Here is a 2,947-nt window from a genome sequence, read left to right on the forward strand (position 1 = left end):
CCATCACATAGGAAGGGGTAGTATGGGTTAGTGCAAATAAATTAGGTCGGACTTACCCCATGAAAACCAAAAAACTAACACCCCGCAATGCTGCTCCTGTCCAACGGGAAAATACCGCTACCGTCTCTCGTGATCGTAATGCGATCGCTCCCATGACTGTTTTCGACTATACAGTTCCTTTTGCGGGAGACGACGCAGAGTAATCCCCCAGATTCTAGCACGAATCTCCTCGGTGAAGAAGCTTCTTGAGCAGGGGAGAGGGGGAGCAGGGGAGTACGGGTTGTTGCTCTGATAGTAGATTGATTCATGAATCAACCTACTATGACTATAATTGATCAATCAACCTACTGTGACTGGACTAGGAGAGCAGGGGAGTACATATTGTTTCTCTTCTAGGTTCCGCTTTTCCTTGGTTCACGAGTGCTAGAAGATTTAGATTCAGGGAGAAAATTTTGAGACTTTCTAGGCATATTCTTGAGCAAAATTTGAAATTATGATAGTTGCTGACATTCAAAAAAGCTCCATCAAAGAGCAAAGACTACAATTTATTCGCAATCATCAACAAGCTTTCGATGTTGAGCCTGTTTATCCTCTGCGGCTATTTGAAGATTTCGTGATGGAAGTTGAAGGCGATTGTAGTATTGAAGCCTCTTGTAAGATAGAATTGGATAAACTGATTGCCTCAAGGTTTATGCTCTTGTTTAAAGATAAAGCTCAAGAGTGGCAAAAATATCTAACTCAATCTCCAGCTTGTTTTCAGCAAGTGGAGAACCGTGTGGGTGTTCAATTAGATTATTCTCTATTACAGCGATTTTTAGGAGACAACTTTGACTTCTAGCTTGCTAGAAGTCCTAAGTGCTGGTATTGACTTAAGAACAGACCTTGCCGATTCTAGTGTAAAAATGCACATCAGAATTGGGGATTATCCCGAAAAACTAGCAACCGCTTTTATTTTAAGTGACGGTGCTGCTGATAGTAATTATCTCAGTGGGTTTGTTAACCTAATTGGTTTTGATTTTTATTTCAATGGTAAGAGTGAAATCGAAATTTATGTCGAAGTTAGAGAAGATGATTTTTTCAAACCAGAAACCATCAATCAAGTGTGGCAACATTTTCCTAAATCAGCCTTAAAACCTCTCCAAGCATCAAGTCTATTTTTTACAGGTTTATCAAAAGCCAATCATAACCCAGTGCTTTACTACAATCTCAAAAATCCTCAGGATCTAATAAATTGTTTTAAACTTAATTATACTGCCCAAAAAGTTCACAGCTTTTATCAACATCAAGATATTTTACCTAATATGTGGGTAGGTACAGCCCAACAAGAATTAGAAAAAACGAGAATAGAAAATATTCGGCTTTACTATTACAAATCATTCACAATGGAGTGAACTCTAATGTTAACCACAAAACCCCGCTTTCAAACCTTCGCTGAATATCTACAGTATGAGGATAATTCAGAGGAAAACTATGAATTATTTAACGGGAAATTGATAGAAATGCCACCAGAATCAGGACTTAACTTTCAGATTGCCAATCGTCTTTTTCTAGTCTTTGCTTTAATGCTAGGAACCGATAGAGTCAGAGGACATGGTTTAGAATTAGAAGTGAGAGGCGAACCGAAAAACCGTTATCCTGACTTAACCATTATTCGAGAAGAACATATTCAATTACTCTCCCAGAGAAATACGATTCTTCTTTCCATGTTACCCCCCTTATTAGTCATTGAAGTGGTTAGCCCTGGAGAAATCCAAAGAGAGAGAGATTACATCGCTAAAAGAAGCCAATATCAAGATTGTGAGATTCCCGAATACTGGATAGTTGATCCTCAAACTCAAACCATTTTAGTCTTAGAATTAAGAGGAAATACTTATACAGAAATTGGTAATTTTAGCAATGATGACTTAGTAAAATCCTCTATATTTAGTCAACTTAATTTAAAAGTTTCTCAAGTATTTAATCAAGAAAATTAAATCCCATGATTACCGTCGAACCCATTACCTTAAACCTAAAATCCGTCAATTTAAGCGATGAGCAATTCTATCAACTTTGCCATAATAACGACGATTGGCGAATTGAACAAACTGCTGCAGGAGAATTAATTATTATGCCCCCGATTGCTGCTATTAGTGGAAATCGAGAATCAGATTTAAACGGCTTTGTTTGGTTATGGAATCGTCAAACAAAACTCGGAAAAGTCTTTAGTTATTCTACTATCTTTACCTTACCCAAGGGTGGTAAATGTTCCCCTGATGTCGCTTGGATTGCTAATGAACGCTGGGACGCTTTACCCCGAGAAGAACAAGAAAAATTTGCCACAATTTGTCCTGATTTTGTGATAGAATTAAGGTCGCATACTGATTCTTTAACTCAACTCCAAGCAAAAATGCAGGAATATCTTGATAGTGGCTTAAGACTAGGTTGGTTAATTGATCCCATTAGTCAACAGGTAGCCATCTATCGCCAAAATCAGGAAGTAGAAATCATCTCATTACCAACCACCTTATCTGGGGAGGACGTTTTACCCGGATTTACTTTAGAATTACCCATTTTTTGACGACAGGAAATACAAAGATGATAGCAACTGCAACAATTTCTCCTCAATTAACCATCCCACACCTAGAAAATGGGGACAAGCTTACTCGTCGTGAATTTGAGCGTAGATATAATGCTATGCCAAATCTAAAAAAAGCAGAACTCATTGAAGGAATTGTTTATATTATGGCTTCTCCCCTAAGAATTACGAACCATGGCAACCCTCATGCGCGTATTATTACTTGGTTAGGTAACTATTGGTCAAATACACCCGGAACAGAATTGGGCGATAATTGTACGGTACGTCTTGATGCGGACAATGAACCTCAACCCGATGCACTATTAAGAATTAAAAATGGTGGACAATCAACGATTAGTGAGGATGGTTATGTCGAAGGTGCGCCAGAGTTAA

6 protein-coding genes are annotated in these 2,947 nt (G+C 38.2%); all 6 read left to right on the forward strand.

What is annotated here, in order from left to right; genetic code table 11:
* The first annotated feature begins 59 nt into the window (after positions 1-59).
* The gene (locus PX481_RS16525) at positions 60-203 is read left to right on the forward strand and encodes an anacyclamide/piricyclamide family prenylated cyclic peptide (protein WP_190357307.1); all 144 of its coding nucleotides are present in this window, start codon (positions 60-62) and stop codon (positions 201-203) included.
* Positions 204-493: 290 nt separating this feature from the next.
* Positions 494-838 carry a DUF5838 family protein gene (locus tag PX481_RS30195; RefSeq protein WP_288095046.1) on the forward strand — a complete coding sequence of 115 codons (345 nt, stop codon included), beginning with the start codon at positions 494-496 and terminating at the stop codon, positions 836-838.
* The gene (locus PX481_RS30200) at positions 828-1,391 is read left to right on the forward strand and encodes a DUF5838 family protein (RefSeq protein ID WP_288054654.1); all 564 of its coding nucleotides are present in this window, start codon (positions 828-830) and stop codon (positions 1,389-1,391) included. The genes PX481_RS30195 and PX481_RS30200 overlap by 11 nt, the downstream gene beginning before the upstream one ends.
* A 6-nt stretch (positions 1,392-1,397) precedes the next feature.
* Positions 1,398-1,973 (forward strand): Uma2 family endonuclease, encoded by a 576-nt coding sequence (locus tag PX481_RS16540; protein ID WP_288095048.1) that lies wholly within the window; start codon positions 1,398-1,400, stop codon positions 1,971-1,973.
* 5 nt (positions 1,974-1,978) lie between these two features.
* A complete protein-coding gene (locus tag PX481_RS16545; RefSeq protein WP_002758017.1) occupies positions 1,979-2,557 on the forward strand; it encodes a Uma2 family endonuclease in 579 nt (192 codons plus the stop codon).
* 17 nt (positions 2,558-2,574) lie between these two features.
* A partial coding sequence (locus PX481_RS16550) for a Uma2 family endonuclease (protein ID WP_288095050.1) occupies positions 2,575-2,947 on the forward strand: 373 nt, incomplete at its 3' end.

The sequence above is a fragment of the Microcystis sp. M53603_WE2 genome (assembly GCF_030065435.1).

Bases quoted from the DNA above. Each gene is read 5' to 3' on its own strand.
- PX481_RS16545 (WP_002758017.1), top strand. From the start codon at position 1,979: ATGATTACCGTCGAACCCATTACCTTAAACCTAAAATCCGTCAATTTA.
- PX481_RS30195 (WP_288095046.1), top strand. From the start codon at position 494: ATGATAGTTGCTGACATTCAAAAAAGCTCCATCAAAGAGCAAAGACTA.
- PX481_RS16540 (WP_288095048.1), top strand. From the start codon at position 1,398: ATGTTAACCACAAAACCCCGCTTTCAAACCTTCGCTGAATATCTACAG.
- PX481_RS16525 (WP_190357307.1), top strand. From the start codon at position 60: ATGAAAACCAAAAAACTAACACCCCGCAATGCTGCTCCTGTCCAACGG.